This is a genomic window from Mucilaginibacter sp. P4_C11 (assembly GCF_056402115.1).
The window spans coordinates 143,315-155,855 of record NZ_JBFUIA010000004.1; the positions used below are offsets into that span (position 1 = coordinate 143,315).

At 43.7% G+C, this 12,541-nt stretch carries 15 protein-coding genes and 1 riboswitch; of the genes, 6 read left to right on the top strand and 9 right to left on the bottom strand.

The genetic code is table 11. The features are described 5' to 3' along the window. Positions 1-10: 10 nt before the first annotated feature. From AC1DU2_RS05260 to AC1DU2_RS05295, 8 genes are read right to left on the bottom strand one after another with little or no spacing between them, the layout of a single operon-like run. Positions 11-274: a phosphopantetheine-binding protein gene (locus AC1DU2_RS05260; protein ID WP_477383178.1), complete on the bottom strand. Its 264-nt coding sequence runs from the start codon at positions 272-274 to the stop codon at positions 11-13. A gap of 7 nt (positions 275-281) precedes the next feature. Further along, positions 282-1,565: an ABC transporter permease gene (locus AC1DU2_RS05265; protein ID WP_477383179.1), complete on the bottom strand. Its 1,284-nt coding sequence runs from the start codon at positions 1,563-1,565 to the stop codon at positions 282-284. Next, positions 1,565-2,320: an ABC transporter ATP-binding protein gene (locus AC1DU2_RS05270; RefSeq protein ID WP_477383180.1), complete on the bottom strand. Its 756-nt coding sequence runs from the start codon at positions 2,318-2,320 to the stop codon at positions 1,565-1,567. Before AC1DU2_RS05270 ends, AC1DU2_RS05265 begins: the two co-directional genes overlap by 1 nt. Continuing rightward, a complete protein-coding gene (darH, locus tag AC1DU2_RS05275) occupies positions 2,314-3,324 on the bottom strand; it encodes a BtrH-related acyltransferase DarH (protein ID WP_477383181.1) in 1,011 nt (336 codons plus the stop codon). The genes AC1DU2_RS05270 and darH overlap by 7 nt, the downstream gene beginning before the upstream one ends. Further along, complete coding sequence (gene DarG / locus AC1DU2_RS05280; protein WP_477362414.1) at positions 3,314-3,721, bottom strand: flexirubin biosynthesis protein DarG; 408 nt, start codon at positions 3,719-3,721, stop codon at positions 3,314-3,316. The genes darH and DarG overlap by 11 nt, the downstream gene beginning before the upstream one ends. Positions 3,722-3,740: 19 nt before the next feature. Then, complete coding sequence (gene darB / locus AC1DU2_RS05285) at positions 3,741-4,889, bottom strand: dialkylresorcinol biosynthesis protein DarB (protein ID WP_477383182.1); 1,149 nt, start codon at positions 4,887-4,889, stop codon at positions 3,741-3,743. Positions 4,890-4,896: 7 nt separating this feature from the next. Beyond that, positions 4,897-5,799: a hypothetical protein gene (locus tag AC1DU2_RS05290; protein WP_477383183.1), complete on the bottom strand. Its 903-nt coding sequence runs from the start codon at positions 5,797-5,799 to the stop codon at positions 4,897-4,899. After that, on the bottom strand, positions 5,799-6,311 hold the full coding sequence (locus AC1DU2_RS05295; RefSeq protein WP_477383184.1) for a hypothetical protein: 513 nt from the start codon (positions 6,309-6,311) through the stop codon (positions 5,799-5,801). The genes AC1DU2_RS05290 and AC1DU2_RS05295 overlap by 1 nt, the downstream gene beginning before the upstream one ends. Before the next feature lie 312 nt (positions 6,312-6,623). Here AC1DU2_RS05295 and AC1DU2_RS05300 point away from each other — a divergent pair, with 312 nt between their 5' ends. Genes AC1DU2_RS05300 through AC1DU2_RS05320 form a run of 5 tightly spaced genes read left to right on the top strand, consistent with a single transcriptional unit; the run spans position 6,624 to position 10,113 of the window. Beyond that, the gene (locus AC1DU2_RS05300) at positions 6,624-7,439 is read left to right on the top strand and encodes an SDR family oxidoreductase (RefSeq protein ID WP_477362406.1); all 816 of its coding nucleotides are present in this window, start codon (positions 6,624-6,626) and stop codon (positions 7,437-7,439) included. A 20-nt stretch (positions 7,440-7,459) separates the two neighbouring features. Then, positions 7,460-7,918: a 3-hydroxyacyl-ACP dehydratase FabZ family protein gene (locus AC1DU2_RS05305; protein ID WP_477362404.1), complete on the top strand. Its 459-nt coding sequence runs from the start codon at positions 7,460-7,462 to the stop codon at positions 7,916-7,918. Next, complete coding sequence (locus AC1DU2_RS05310) at positions 7,915-9,216, top strand: beta-ketoacyl-[acyl-carrier-protein] synthase family protein (protein WP_477383185.1); 1,302 nt, start codon at positions 7,915-7,917, stop codon at positions 9,214-9,216. The genes AC1DU2_RS05305 and AC1DU2_RS05310 overlap by 4 nt, the downstream gene beginning before the upstream one ends. Beyond that, positions 9,191-9,448: an acyl carrier protein gene (locus AC1DU2_RS05315; RefSeq protein ID WP_477362400.1), complete on the top strand. Its 258-nt coding sequence runs from the start codon at positions 9,191-9,193 to the stop codon at positions 9,446-9,448. The genes AC1DU2_RS05310 and AC1DU2_RS05315 overlap by 26 nt, the downstream gene beginning before the upstream one ends. Beyond that, positions 9,445-10,113 carry a 4'-phosphopantetheinyl transferase family protein gene (locus AC1DU2_RS05320; RefSeq protein ID WP_477383186.1) on the top strand — a complete coding sequence of 223 codons (669 nt, stop codon included), beginning with the start codon at positions 9,445-9,447 and terminating at the stop codon, positions 10,111-10,113. Before AC1DU2_RS05315 ends, AC1DU2_RS05320 begins: the two co-directional genes overlap by 4 nt. A 4-nt stretch (positions 10,114-10,117) precedes the next feature. Here the strand turns inward: AC1DU2_RS05320 and AC1DU2_RS05325 are convergent, their stop codons facing one another. Then, positions 10,118-10,597: a hypothetical protein gene (locus AC1DU2_RS05325; protein WP_477383187.1), complete on the bottom strand. Its 480-nt coding sequence runs from the start codon at positions 10,595-10,597 to the stop codon at positions 10,118-10,120. A 135-nt stretch (positions 10,598-10,732) separates the two neighbouring features. Continuing rightward, a riboswitch (Fluoride riboswitch) is annotated at positions 10,733-10,797 on the top strand. Positions 10,798-11,014: 217 nt separating this feature from the next. Here AC1DU2_RS05325 and AC1DU2_RS05330 point away from each other — a divergent pair. Further along, the gene (locus tag AC1DU2_RS05330; protein WP_477362394.1) at positions 11,015-12,400 is read left to right on the top strand and encodes a voltage-gated chloride channel family protein; all 1,386 of its coding nucleotides are present in this window, start codon (positions 11,015-11,017) and stop codon (positions 12,398-12,400) included. The last annotated feature ends 141 nt before the right edge of the window (positions 12,401-12,541 follow it).

Genomic DNA, 12,541 nt, shown 5'->3' on the forward strand with positions numbered 1-12,541 from the left:
TTATCCGTGTTTATTTTTGCCCGTTTTGCTCAATATAAGTTGCCATGGTGTTCACATCTACAAGCACCTTACGGCCTTCCTTAGGGTCTTGAATATTGATGCCGTACTCGCGTTTCAAAAGTACAATAAGTTCCAGTGAATCGATGGAATCAAGCCCCAGGCCATCGCCAAACAACGGCTCATCGTCTTTAATGTCTGCCGGGGTAAGATCAGTTAAATTCAGGAATTGAATGATCTGAACTTTTAACTTCTCCTTTAGTTCTGTAGTTTCCATCTTGTTTCTATATTAAATTCTTTCTTTTTAAACCAATAAACGTTAGCGCCTGGAATACAAATGTAATTCCAACCAACGGAATAATGCTGATAACAACATCCTTTAATCCCGCGCCCTCTAAAAATAAGCCATAATAGGCCTCAATGCACCAATGTAATGGCGATAATGAACTAATTGTTTTTAATGCTCCCGGCATGGCAAATGAAGGCACCATAAGGCCGCCGATGGCCGATAGTATCACTATGGATACCGCTCCAAAACCGTTTGCCTGCTCCTGCGTATGGGCAAACACGCCCACACAAATAGCGTAGCTTACAGCGCAATAACCAACGGCTACCGTTACTAAAATCAAACCGAAAATATCTGCCGGTAAGTTCAACGCGGGCAAATTAATATACGGAAAAAACCATAATCCCAACGAAAAAATTACCAGTGCCTGGAACAGTGTTACGCATAAATAGGTAATCTGTTTGGATAGTAGGCCTACAGCAAAATTAGTGGGCAGTGTTTTTAACCTGATAAAACTGCCGCTCACCTTTTCCCTTACCACGCTGCCGCTTAACGACATGATGATAAAAAACATGGCAAATATAGTCCATGCAGGTACGTTGTGCTGGGTAGCATTTGGCGCGGTTATGCTGCCGCCCTTTGATACCGGCACCTGCTTTATTTCGGCCTTGCCGTTCAGCATTTCCTGTTCCAACTTTTCGGGCATTTCCTTTTCGTTTATGGCGAAGTAGAGCGTGCGCAGGGTTTCCCGGCTTTCTACAATTTGTAAGGCGCTGGTCAAGGCTCCGTTTACCGAAAAGCGAATGGATTCGGGGATGGATGGGTTGTAATGTAAGATCAATGGCGTAGGTGCCGTCAGTTTTTCTTCCTTAGCCGAATCGGCCTGCAGGCCAAAGCTTTTCAACGCTTTATTTGATGATGATTTAGCTTTTGCTTCAATCTTTGCCGAAAAATCGGGCGGAATGGTAATAGCCAGCATGGCGTCGGCGTTATGCATGGCATCGCCCATTTGCTGTTCGTTTAAATTTGATGCCGCCTGCACCACTTTAAACATGCCAATTTTGTTGATGGTGGCTGTGAGTTGTTTGCTTAGTTTACCGGCATCTTGATTACAAACCACTACGGTGAGCTTGTTTTTGTTCATCAACTGAAAAGTGCTGTTCTGGATAAGCGTAACCACAATAACCAAAATAACGGGCATGATGAACATGAGCGATATGCCCACTTTGTCGCGCAGCAATATCCTTACATCTTTTACTATGGAGGCCCAAAGCTTAAACATTAGTTCCGGTAATCCTTTCCTGTTAAGTTTAAAAACAGTTCCTCCAGGTCCTGGTGGCCATACTCTTCCAGCAAACTATCCAGTTTTCCTTCCCTAACAATCTCGCCCTTATCAACAAGCGCTATCTGTTCGCACAAGCCCTCGGCTTCGGCTAACTGATGCGAGGTATATATTAATGTGGTACCTTCTTTATTCAGCTGTTTTAAGTAATCGATGATGGCGTGGCGGGTTTGTACATCCACACCAACCGTAGGTTCATCCAAAAACAAGATCTTCGGATTATGAATAACCCCTATGGCCAAATTAACCCTGCGTTTCATCCCTCCCGAAAAATTTTCAACGGCTTTATGGCTCACATCTGTAAGGCCTAATATCTCCAGCAATTCTGCCGACCGCTGTGCAATTTGTTTACGGTTTAAGCCGTACCAGGCCCCAAAAAACTCCAGGTTTTCTATCGGGCTAAGTTCCTGGTAAAAGGAAAAATCTTGTGGCACAAAACCAAACAGCTTATTTACAGCCTTGCTTTTGGTGCCAATTTTATGACCCAATAATTCAACCGAGCCTTTATCTGCAACCAGCAAGCCTGTCATCAAATTCATGAGCGTGGTTTTACCGGCACCATTCGGACCAAACAACCCGAAGCGCTCGCCTTCGGCAATCTTTAAATTCAGGCCATCGTAAGTCACCCCCGAATTACCCGGATAATGAAAACAAAGGTTTTCGATATTTACGGCGAGGGACGTTTTGCTTACCATTTAATATTTTTCAGCAGTGTAAAAGCTTTCTTTTCTATTTCGGCAATTTCTAACAAATAGTTGCCCATTACATTAAAATCTTCCTGGCTGCCTATGCGGCCTTTGTAAATACCCGCAGCTTGTACGGCGGCTGTTCGCCACATGTCACCCGCTTGCGTAAACATCTCTGATGCCTTTAACAATACCGGGTTGGGCAGGTAATCATTAGCCTGTTGTAAAAACGCGGCATAAATATACCTGAACCCGCCGCCGCCTGTGCCTATTTCTTCCTGCATACGCACCAACTGTGCCAGGTACAAACCTGCAGTTTTAAGGCCCAGCTTATCGCGCCAGCCTTTTATTTTATTGCCCGTATATCTTATTCCGTTTACACCAGCGAAAGGACCGGGGATAGAGATCATGTTAAAAGCGTTTTTTTTGATGCCGCTCTTAATAGCACTCCTGATCTGGTCGTCGGTAATTTCTGTTTGATTGGCAGGATAGTATAATTGTCCTTTTGGTGCCAAAGCCCCTTTGGCAAAACGCACGCGCTCCAGCTCGTAGCTGGTAAGGGTTGTAGCGTGCTCCATAATGGGGTCGCTTATCAGGTAATTATCACCTTCCTTGCCAAAAACTATAAGGTTGTGGGCATTAAAATGAAAACGGTATTCCTTCGGGAAATAGGATAAATAGTAAACCCCTACCTGCGCACCAACCGGCTGTCCGGCTTCAAGGCTTTCCATCAAAGCGGCCTCGGCCTTTTCTTTGGAATTGAATTTTTTCTGTATCACGGGTATCCCCAATGATTTGCAGGTACGGTTAAATATAAAGCCCGGCATAGAGCGAAAAGCAATTGCCGGCCCATTATTTATTTTTATTAGCGGTACGTATACAAAAAACAGTCCGGCACCAATACCAAAAGCCAGCGGCTCGGTTATTTTGCCGTTCGAGATCTTTTTTAATAAATTACTGGTAACCCCCGATTCGCAATGTGCAGCTTGTCCGTGTTCAAAATCAATCTTCATGCACATCCATACTTTTTAGCTCATCAACCTTTACATTAAAGGCTTCGGCATATTTTTTTAAATCTTTTTCTGATAGTTTATTAAACACACCGGGTTTCAGGTGGCGTTTTATCTGCCATTTCCAAAAACCGGTATAATCGGCCAAAATACTTAAGTCCATTAGCCGCCACTCCATAAAAAACAGCAGCGGGCTGGCCTCTCCGTTTAAAACCCTTTGTTTAGCGTTGGCAATGCGGCCATCAATTTCCTGCCATGCCACATCAAGCGCGGTTATTTTTACATCCCATCCATCGCTTAGCTGGGTTACATACTTCCCGTCGCTATCGGTAGCATAGCAAACCTCTTTGGTAATTTTACCAAGCGAGCTTAAATCCTGGGGTACGTTTTCTTTTTTCATTGCAAACTGGCTTCTCCCGTTAAACAACAGTAAGCATCGCATACATATACGAGAATCTTGAACTTTCGGGCACCAGCAGCAATATTTTTTCGCCAACTTTTAGTTTGCCACTGTGAAACAACTCGTTTATCATTAAGTAAACAGAGGCCGCGCCAACATTACCTACGGTATAAAGGTTCATAAACCATTTTTCGTAGGGGATGCCGCCGCCATAAATCTCCACCATATCATAAATTTTCGGCCTGAAAAAGTCGCTGGAGATATGGGGTAAAAAATGGTCGATATCTAAGGTGGTTAACCCGCGTCGTTCAAAAATCTCTTTTATTTTGGCACCACCCAACGGAACGATATTATCGCTCAGCAAACCAATATCCTGCTTAACGCTGAAAATGGATTTGTTCATCACCTCTTCGGGTGTATAATCCATAAAGCCTTTCAGGCTGCCATCGGCCTGTTTTTCGGCGCCCATATACATACAGGCGTCCATCTGGTTGGCGTATGATACCCCTTCAATCCACTCCACTCTTAAACTTAAGCCGGTTTCGTTAGGCTTATCGGTCATCAAAAACGCCGAAGCACCATCGGATAACATCCAGCGTAAAAAATCTTTATGGAAAGCGATGTAAGGATTTTCGGTAAGCTCTTTTAATTTCTGCGCTTCCTCTTCAAACACGTCAGACACCAGCAGGCCCGAAAATCTTTCAGACCCGGTTGCCACCGCTTGTTTGGCATCGCCCGATTTGATGGCCATAAAAGCATATTTTAAAGCATGCATCCCGGCGCAGCAAACCCCTGCCGGCGATACTACCTCAATTGCGCCAGCCTCGGGTAGCCAGCCATGTGTCATTACGCCGTGGCTGGGCATCATCTGGTCTGGAGATGAAGTGCCGCATGATAGGATATCGGTATCCTCTATTTTAGCATCGGTATTTTTAAACAGCTCTTTAACGGCCAACGCTGTCATCTGGGCATTGGTATGGGTAGCTTTTTTATTTTTATCAAGTGCATAATACCGGGTAGTAATTGCATTATTACGCAGTACAATTTTTTTTGATTTGGAAGGCTTATTATCAATATAACCCAGATACTGCTCCATATCGTCGTTTGCAACGGGCTGGTTGGGTAAAAAAGCAGATGTGGCGTTTATATAAACCTGATTAAAAGACATGTATATTTTAATTTAGTTGTAAGTAAAAGTTCTTTTTCTCCTGTATCCTGTCGCCAAAAAACGGCCTTATTAAAATCATATCAACCGTTAGCGCAATGGGTGCAACAATAAACAGGGCAAAAAAAAGATAATATTTAAAAGCTGCAAGCCATGCCGATTTATTTTTGCGTTTTGAAATAATTTTTGCCCAAACCGAAAATATGATCCGGGCCTTTCCTTCAATAAACATCAGCGGGTATTTAATGTTTACAGCATCGTTGTGCATTAGTTCATCCTGCAGGCTATCCCAATAGCCAACCATATTAAGCCTGGCTGCTATAACCCGGCCAAATTTGGCAGTTTCCTTTATCTCCTGCTCATCAACACCCGGCTTGGGGAATATATTCAGGTAGCTTTCTTTTTTACCTGTAAGCATCCAGTAAAAAATGGTAACAAAGCTTATGGGATTAAGGTGCCTGTCAACCAGGGCAATATTGCCAACCAGCCTTCCGCCTGCATCCTGTATAGATTTGCGTACCCGCACAAAGGCGTTTAGCCACATATTGCGGGCTGCACTGATAGTCACAACAGGCGTATCTTGTACTACTTTAATAAAGTCGGGGTGGTTAAGCAGTGAATTTGAAGGGATGCTGGGCGATAAAAACCAGGGCTGGTAGCCTACGATGATCATATCGTATTTGGTTTCCTTTAATATAAATGACTCAATTTGGGCAGGTACACCTAAAACACAGTCGGGCATAACGGCAAAAAAGCTGGAACCTGTCCATGGAAAATTATAGCTGTTTACCATTTTTATCTCTACCTTTTCAACCGATGCCCCGGCGTCAATAATAGGCTGCGTTAACGAGTCGATGACATCGCGCATCTGTCCAGATTGGGTATAGTAAATAGCTAATATCTTTTTACTCATTATTCAGCAGGTTTAAGGTCTTCGGTGTGCAAAACTTTAGAAGTTTTGCTATAATCAACTATGGCCCGCTGTACTACAGGCGACAAGGTTTTAAAGTTTTTTATCACCATAGTTTTATCCTTTTCGATATCTGTACGATAATGCACAATTTTAGGGGCTTTTTCCTGTATAACCAATCGTAAAAAATGCAGATCGGTGTTATCCGGTTCGGCCAGCAGGGCTGTTTCCAGCTTAATGCGGCCTGTTTTAAAAAAGCTTAACTTATCTTTGGGCTTGCCGGCAAGGCTGGCTTTTTTCATCAGTAAAGCGCCCTCATAGCCGCTTTTTGTTTCGGTGCCGGCATCAGTAAACGTGGCCAGTTCCTGGTTAATTTCGTCAATATTATCGCTTGCCATTGCTTTATAAAAAGCAGCTTTTTCTAATTTCTGCGCATACAGCGCGGTATTATTGCACGCTATAATTATCAGCACAAAACAAACAAAAGCAACGCGCTTTTCAATATAATTCTTCATAAAGCTTACCAAATGTAATAAATATTATGTGCCCTGCAAACAGCGTTTGCGCTTTACCAATAAGCATAAGCGCAACCGTTTTTGCTTCATTTAGTTTTATTTTTTTTCAATAACCTTAAACCTGCATATCCTGATGTAGGATGTTTTTTGTGGGCAATGGTTTAACTATGCCCAATTAATAGCGGTTACACCATTAAAAATCGATTTTCTTTCGCTTACTTTGGGGTTTGAATTTTTTTCGGAAATTTAATAGCAAAATAATTACACTATCTTCCATACCATAAACAATGAAATTAATTAACAGCAACTTACATGGATAAAACTAAACAGTTTGCTGGTTCATGGGCTGTAATTTTAGGAGGATCCGGCGGATTCGGATTCGGGGCTTTGCAAAAGCTTGCCGCGCATGGCATGAACGTAGCGGTTTTGTACCGTGAAACCTCTATTACCGAAAAGCCGCTCAAAATAAAACTTAGCCAGATTGCAGATGCAAACGGTATAACCATCCTGCCGTTTAACATAAACGCGCTTGAACAAACCGGGCGCGATTTATTTTTAAAACAATTTACCGAAGTTGCTGTACATAAACATTGTGTTAAGTTATTACTGCATTCAATAGCCCGGGGCAATTTAAAACCACTGGCTACTGAATCAGAAAATGCCGACAGCACCGCCGTTCTTTCAACTGATGATATACAGGCCACAAGCTATGCTATGGCCAATAGTTTGCTTGACTGGACAAGGCTGTTGCTTAACGCCGGGCTTTTTAACGCCGATGCCCGTATTATAGGCCTTACCAGCGATGGGGCGCATAAATATTGGGAAAGTTACGCGGCGGTATCTATTGCGAAGGCATCATTAGAAAGCCTTGCAAAATATATGGCTGTTGAATTCAGCCGCTTTGGTATAAAAACCAATTTGATACAGGCCGGGGTTACCGAAACGGCATCATTAAAAAGAATACCGGGCAGCGATAAATTAATTGAACTGGCCACGGCAAACAATCCTATGGGCCGGTTAACAAAGCCCGCAGATGTTGCAAACGTAATATATATGCTTTGTACCGACGAAGCCTTCTGGATAAATGGTGCATTGATTCATGTTGACGGTGGCGAACATTGTTTGTAACTATATTGATTTTTAGAAACATGAATAACCATATACTTAATCATTTACCATACAAATCTACCTTCCGCTTTATTGATAACATTACATCATTAAATGAAAACGGGGTTACCGGCGATTTTACGTTGAAACAGGATGCTTTTTTTTATGAAGACCATTTTGAGGGAAACCCAGTTACGCCAGGCGTTATTATTACCGAAATTATGGCCCAGATTGGTTTGGTTGTGCTGGGTATTTTTTTGATTATGAAAGAGCCCGGTAATGATTTTACCAGCGATACATCGCTGTACCCTGTGCTTACCTCAACCGATGTTTCTTTTTACAAAATGGTTTTACCCGGCCAAAAGGTTACGGTTATTTCACAAAAACAATATTTTCGTTTCGGCAAGTTAAAATGCATCGTAGAGATGCTGAACAGCGAGAAAGAGATTGTTGCCAGGGGTACATTTGCCGGCATTATTAAACATCTTGACTTAAAATGAGCAGGCGGGTAGTAGTTACCGGTATGGGCGTTGTATCGCCAAACGGCATCGGGGTCAGCACGTTCCTTGATTCCATACAAAACGGCGTGTCGGGCATCAAATTTCAGCCTTTGTACGAGGAGTTGAAATTTAGCTGCCATGTTGCGGGCAAGCCCGATTTTGTACTGGAAGATCTTAAAACTAAAAACTACATATCTGAGGTTGTTTTTCACGGCCTTAAAGGCACCAATATTGGTTATGGCCTTATGGCCGCGCTTGACGCCTGGGCTGATGCCGGGCTGGAATATGATACCGACGAAACCCGCTGGGAAACCGGCTGCATTTTTGGCAACAGCGTATCTGACACCGAGGCCATGAGAAACGTAATTACCCGGGTTGATAACAAAGAGGCCAAAAAATTAGGTTCGCGCGTGGTGGAGCAAGCCATGAACAGCGGGGTTACCTCCTATGTATCGGGCCGTTTAGGATTGGGTAACAAAGTAATCACCAACTCGGCGGCTTGTGCTACAGGTACACAGGCTATTTTAATGGGCTACGAAACCATTAAAGATGGTTACGCCAAACGAATGCTGGTTGGCAGCAGCGAATATGTTGATACCTATGTATTCGGTTCCTTTGATTCCATGCGCGTGCTATCCCGTAAATATAACGATAAGCCCGAAAAGGCATCAAGGCCGATGAGTATAACTGCCGGTGGCTTTGTGCCGGGCTCTGGTTCGGCAGCACTGGTTTTGGAAGACCTGGAATTTGCTTTGGCCAGGGGCGCAAAAATTTACGCCGAGGTTTTAGGCGGTTCAACCAATAGCGGCGGCCAGCGGATGGGCGGCTCCATGACGGCGGCTAACCCGCAGGGTGTTATCAAATGCATTGAAGATTCAATAACTAATTCAAAAATAAGCGCTAACGATATTGACCTCATTAGCGGCCACCTTACTGCTACCAATGCCGATATGCAGGAAATTCAAAACTGGTGCAAGGCGCTTGGCCGGGGCGGCGACGATTTTCCACTGATGAATTCACTTAAATCAATGATTGGCCATTGCTTGAGTGCGGCAGGATCGATCGAAGCTGTGGCATCAATATTGCAAATGGAACACGGGTTTGTTCATCCTAATATAAACCTGGATGATCCTAATCCCGAAATAGGCAACTACATCAATTTAAACCGTTTGCCTGTTTCAATAGTCAAAAAAGACATTAATATTGTTGCTAAAGCCAATTTTGGCTTCGGCGACGTTAATTCCTGCTTAATATTTTCTAAATTTAACCCTAATGACACGACAAGAGATTTTAATTGAACTAAAAAAAGTTTTATCGCCATATACCCTTGATAAAGAAGCCCTGGCCAGCATAGACGAAAATACCGACCTTATTAAGGACTTGAAAATCAATTCGGCCAATCTTGTTGATATCATTATTGATGCGGAAACCAAATACAATATCGAGATAGACTACGATGCTGCGGATAAAATGGTGAACGTGGGCGGCTGTATTGATGTGATTGAAGAAAAGACTAACCAGCAAACATGATCATAAGTGCCGGTAATGATATTGTAGACCTCCAGGCTATCGACACTGAGCGAACAAGAGAACCAAGGTTTTACTCCAAATTCATTACCGGCCCCGAAACTCAATTACCAAGCCTGCCCCAACTGGCGGCTATGCCCACTGAGTATTTTGCCTGGCTTTTATGGTCGGTTAAGGAGTCGGTTTACAAATTTGAACAGCGGCATAATCCCGGGCTTGTTTTTTCTCCCTCAAAAATTGTTGTCGAGCATATTACCCCCGCTTTGAGTATGGCCTGTGCTACCACCGGGCCAATTGAAGGCCAGGGGTTTGATGAGGAACCTTGTTACAACAGCATCATCGCTTTTAACCAAAATAAGTTTTACTCCCGGTCGATAATTACCAGCGGTTTTATTGTAACAGTAGTTAACAACAGTGATAATTTCGAAAATATGTACTGGGGGGTTAAGCCTATTGACGATAGCAGTCCCGCATATCAATCAATACAAGTACGGGAGTTTATCTTAAAAAAACTCGGTACTTTTTTTGAATTCAACCAGCTAAATATCGTCAAAATGCCGTCCGGCTGCCCCATTTTACATGATGGATTGACAGAAACAAGTATACCTGTTTCATTGGCACATCATGGGCATTACGTGGCCTATGCATTCCACTTAGCCAACGTTTAGGATACTAATTAGCTAATGCTTCTATCTTTTTGATATCGCGGTAGCAGATGTATAATGGGATAAAACCGAAAATGCCAAAACAACAATCAATGCAGCGCCAATAAATGGGGATACCACGTATAGGGCCGGCAATAAAGGCCAGCGGGAAAACCATAACACAGGCTATCATCCCAAACTGAATTATCCAGATATTTTTTACCGGATCGCGCAGGGGGCCAATAAAAGTAGTGGCTATAACCAGGTGCCCAAATGCCAGCCAATCGGTTCCATAACTCAGATAGGGGTAGTTTTCATTGGTTGTTTTTACAGCCTGGTAAACCTGTGCTATCCAATGATGCATAAACGGCGGGAATATGGTTACATTGGCCAGGAAAGCCAGCTCGGTTTCAATGGGGAAAGCGGTTACGCCGCTTAATACCAGCCCTATAATAAATACAATGATCCAGGTTTTTACTTTTTTGCGCAGCTGAGGTTCGGTTTGCATAATGGGTGTTCAATTATTTTTAAATGAAATGAAAATCGCCAAGTGATTAATCGAGAAAACAAAAGTACTTTGATATACAAAGTTACTTAAATTAATTTAAAAGCTACATTCTTTTAAATGCTTTGTGATTATATTTGTTGCAAAGGAAATGGTGTCTTCCTACTCAACCGCCCTAAAAAGCTGATGGCGCCTGCATTAATTAACCCGTGGAGTAATATTCTGCGCTAATTTTTTGTAGGTGAAAAAAATTCCTATCAAACCCGTTTCAAAAACATACCACCGCCCGGCACGGCCAGTATCCCCCTTCTGTCACTTATCAGCGTATCAACCGGTAAGCATCAATGCTTTTATGTTGTTGTTTTGCTGCATCGTTTACAATCCACCAATTTTAAAACTAAATTAGCGTCGCCATAAAAAATGAACGATAACATTTTTACGTCCGATTTTTTTTCGACAGTGAAAAACCTGCTCAGGTGGACACTGCTCATCATCCCTATTGCCGTAGCTATAGGCAGCATGGTAGCTTTGTTTTTATGGCTGCTGAGCTGGGCCACGCATTTCAGATTTGCCCATACTTACCTTTTATATTTACTGCCCCTTGCTGGGGTAGCTATCCATTTTATATACAAACTCGCGGGCAAACCGTCAGAAAAGGGAAACAACCTGATTATCGACGAGATCCACAAGCCCGATTGCGGTGTACCCAAACGTATGGCGCCGGTGGTATTGCTTACCACGGTGATTACCCATTTATTTGGCGGATCGGCCGGGCGTGAGGGTACAGCGGTACAAATTGGCGGCAGCATAGCGCAGGCCTTTGGCAAATGGTTTAAACTAAACCCTGCCGATACCCGCACCATACTTATTGCCGGCATAGCCGCGGGCTTTGGCGCTGTATTTGGCACCCCTGTTACCGGGGCTATATTTGCAATGGAAGTTTTAACCATTGGGCGCATACAATACAATGCCTTATTGCCCTGCCTGATGGCCAGCATAATTGGCGATGTTACCGTTGCCGCCTGGGGCATTCACCACACAGCCTATCATATTGATGTGTTTGCAAGTGTGCCGCATTGGTATGCAACTTATACGGCCTTTGATTTTTTACTGCTTGGCAAAATAGTTTTGGCTTCGGTGGCCTTCGGGCTGGCCAGTTACCTGTTTGCGTACCTGGTATATGGGCTAAAATCTTTTTTTGCAGCCATTGTTCCAAAACCCTGGCTTACCCCGGTACTTGGCGGCTTAATCATCATTGGCCTTACCGCTCTTTTGGGCAAGCCCGATTACCTGGGCCTTGGTATCGATGCCGGGCATGCCGGGGCAATTACCATACCATCGGCATTTAATGCCGGCGGGGCCGATACCTGGAGCTGGCTTTGGAAAACCATTTATACAACCGTTACCCTTTCAAGTGGCTTTAAAGGCGGCGAGGTAACACCATTGTTCTACATCGGGGCAACCCTGGGCAACACGTTATCAGTTTTAATGGATGCCCCGGCAGGCCTTTTTGCCGCACTTGGTTTTATTGCGGTATTTGCGGGCGCAACCAATACCCCGTTGGCTTGTACTTTTATGGGGATTGAGCTTTTTGGCAGCCAGTATGCCTTGTTTTTTGCGGTGGCTTGTTTTACAGCCTATTTTTTTAGCGGACACTCGGGCATTTACGGTTCGCAACGCATTGGTATTGCCAAAACGCCAGGCCGCTATGCCGATGCCGCAACACTGGCCGAGGCAGATAAGCGCAGGCGGGGATACATGCGGCAGAAACTGGCTAAGTATAAAATTAAAGGCAAACAGGAGTAATTGATGATAGAAGCCGGGCAACAATTACCAAAGCATCTCCTTTCCGTCGCCGTAAAAAGTGGCAACGAATTTGGATGAAGACAGGAACATTTTGTTGTACCGGAGCGAAAGCCCCGAAATGCAAAAAAGACACCCGTTTAG

Excerpts from the sequence above, each read along its gene's own strand:
- AC1DU2_RS05295 (WP_477383184.1), bottom strand. The coding sequence starts at position 6,311 with ATGAAGAATTATATTGAAAAGCGCGTTGCTTTTGTTTGTTTTGTGCTG.
- AC1DU2_RS05300 (WP_477362406.1), top strand. The coding sequence starts at position 6,624 with ATGGATAAAACTAAACAGTTTGCTGGTTCATGGGCTGTAATTTTAGGA.
- AC1DU2_RS05260 (WP_477383178.1), bottom strand. The coding sequence starts at position 274 with ATGGAAACTACAGAACTAAAGGAGAAGTTAAAAGTTCAGATCATTCAA.
- AC1DU2_RS05315 (WP_477362400.1), top strand. The coding sequence starts at position 9,191 with ATGACACGACAAGAGATTTTAATTGAACTAAAAAAAGTTTTATCGCCA.
- AC1DU2_RS05270 (WP_477383180.1), bottom strand. The coding sequence starts at position 2,320 with ATGGTAAGCAAAACGTCCCTCGCCGTAAATATCGAAAACCTTTGTTTT.
- AC1DU2_RS05290 (WP_477383183.1), bottom strand. The coding sequence starts at position 5,799 with ATGAGTAAAAAGATATTAGCTATTTACTATACCCAATCTGGACAGATG.
- darB (WP_477383182.1), bottom strand. The coding sequence starts at position 4,889 with ATGTCTTTTAATCAGGTTTATATAAACGCCACATCTGCTTTTTTACCC.
- AC1DU2_RS05305 (WP_477362404.1), top strand. The coding sequence starts at position 7,460 with ATGAATAACCATATACTTAATCATTTACCATACAAATCTACCTTCCGC.
- AC1DU2_RS05330 (WP_477362394.1), top strand. The coding sequence starts at position 11,015 with ATGAACGATAACATTTTTACGTCCGATTTTTTTTCGACAGTGAAAAAC.
- AC1DU2_RS05265 (WP_477383179.1), bottom strand. The coding sequence starts at position 1,565 with ATGTTTAAGCTTTGGGCCTCCATAGTAAAAGATGTAAGGATATTGCTG.
- AC1DU2_RS05310 (WP_477383185.1), top strand. The coding sequence starts at position 7,915 with ATGAGCAGGCGGGTAGTAGTTACCGGTATGGGCGTTGTATCGCCAAAC.
- DarG (WP_477362414.1), bottom strand. The coding sequence starts at position 3,721 with ATGAAAAAAGAAAACGTACCCCAGGATTTAAGCTCGCTTGGTAAAATT.
- darH (WP_477383181.1), bottom strand. The coding sequence starts at position 3,324 with ATGAAGATTGATTTTGAACACGGACAAGCTGCACATTGCGAATCGGGG.
- AC1DU2_RS05325 (WP_477383187.1), bottom strand. The coding sequence starts at position 10,597 with ATGCAAACCGAACCTCAGCTGCGCAAAAAAGTAAAAACCTGGATCATT.
- AC1DU2_RS05320 (WP_477383186.1), top strand. The coding sequence starts at position 9,445 with ATGATCATAAGTGCCGGTAATGATATTGTAGACCTCCAGGCTATCGAC.